This window comes from Mesorhizobium sp. M7A.F.Ca.CA.004.12.1.1 (genome assembly GCF_003997835.1).
Lineage (GTDB): Bacteria > Pseudomonadota > Alphaproteobacteria > Rhizobiales > Rhizobiaceae > Mesorhizobium.
This window is the reverse complement of the sequence record NZ_RZRK01001261.1, coordinates 1-1,094: the sequence shown is the minus strand read 5'-3', so window position 1 is coordinate 1,094 and position 1,094 is coordinate 1. Positions and strand designations below refer to the sequence as shown.

The window sequence follows — 1,094 nt, the reverse complement described above, 5'->3', positions numbered from 1 at the left end:
ACCAGAAGGTCTGCCCGCTCGGCCACCTCAACTGCCTGAAGACGCTGGAAGTCGGCCAAGTCGCGGCAGCGGCGGACCGGCTGCTGGACATCCCGGCAGCGGCATGAAGGTGCTGATCGTCAAGACGTCGTCGATGGGCGATGTCATTCACACCTTTCCGGCCGTCGAGGATGCCCGTTTCCACCGCCCGGACCTACCTTCGACTGGTGCGTCGAAGAGGCATTTGCCGGTATCGCCGCGCTTCACCCGGCGATCGAAAGAATTCACACGGTGGCGATCCGACGCTGGCGCAAGGCGCTGCTCGACGGCGCCACGTGGCACGAGGCGGCCGCCCTGCGCCGCACCTTGCGCGATTGCCGTTACGACCTCGTCATCGATGCGCAAGGCCTCCTGAAATCGGCTCTGGTGGCAAGGCAGGCCGGCGCCCCCATTGCCGGCTTCGACCGTTCGAGCGCGCGCGAACCTTCTGCGACGCTGTTCTACGATGCCACTTATCCCGTGCCGCGCGACCTGCACGCCATCGAACGGACACGGCGGCTGTTCGGGCTGGCGCTCGGCTATCAGCCCGATCTTTCGACCCTGGACTCCGGCATCGTGCCGCCCGTCGGCACTCTGGCGGGCATTGCCGGAAAAACCGCCTTCCTGCTGCACGGCACCAGCCGCGAAGACAAGAAATGGCCGGCCGAAGACTGGATTGAAACCGCGCGCCTCCTGATTGAGCGGGGGATAACGCCGGTCACGACCTGGTCGAACGAGCGCGAGAAGGCCGTGGCCGAAGCCATTGCCAAGGCAGTGCCATCGACAGTTGTGGTGCCAAAGTCACCGCTGGCCGACATCGCTGAGTTCATCGGCCGCTCGGAACTGGTCATCGGCGCCGACACCGGGCTGACCCATCTCGCCAGCGCCTTCGGCCTGCCAACGGTTGCGGTGTTCCTGGCGACCGAGCCCGGGTTGACGGGTCCGCGCGGGCAATATGCGTCGACGCTTTTGGCAGTGCCCGGGAAGCGTGTGATGCCGGCGGAGGTGGTGGCGGAGGCAGAGAGGCTGGCGGGACTCCAGGTCCTTGGCAAGGCCAACGCTGGCAAGAACTGAGG

Annotated in this window: 1 pseudogene; it reads left to right on the top strand. The window is 66.2% G+C overall.

The annotated features are described in order from the left end of the window. The first annotated feature begins 103 nt into the window (after positions 1 to 103). Positions 104 to 1,092: pseudogene (waaC, locus tag EN984_RS35630) on the top strand (lipopolysaccharide heptosyltransferase I). Positions 1,093 to 1,094: the final 2 nt, after the last annotated feature.